The sequence below is a fragment of the Tritonibacter sp. SIMBA_163 genome (assembly GCF_046535935.1).
Taxonomy (GTDB): domain Bacteria; phylum Pseudomonadota; class Alphaproteobacteria; order Rhodobacterales; family Rhodobacteraceae; genus Epibacterium; species Epibacterium scottomollicae.
The window spans coordinates 1-247 of record NZ_JAWJBP010001027.1 but is presented as its reverse complement, the minus strand read 5'-3'; the positions used below and the strand labels follow the sequence as shown (position 1 = coordinate 247).

At 44.5% G+C, this 247-nt stretch carries 1 protein-coding gene; it reads left to right on the top strand.

Going from position 1 to position 247, the window contains the following annotated elements:
- Positions 1 to 247, top strand: a 247-nt coding sequence (locus R0J92_RS25450; protein WP_411053735.1) for a TolB family protein, incomplete at both ends; no start/stop codon positions are given.

Below are 247 nucleotides of genomic sequence, written 5' to 3'. Positions count from 1 at the left end.
ATCCCAATATGCCTTGGGATGATACGGAACTTTGTGTGGGAACCGTGAATGCTGATGGAAGTGTCAGTGATATTAAAGTCATTGCTGGCGGAAAAGACGAAGCCGTTTGTCATCCTCTATGGTCGCCTGATGGACAATTGTATTTTGTCTCGGATCGGAATAATTGGTGGAATTTATACCGTCTCAATGCTCAGGGAACGGTAGAAGCATTATATGAGATGGAAGCAGAGTTTGGATCACCGCATTG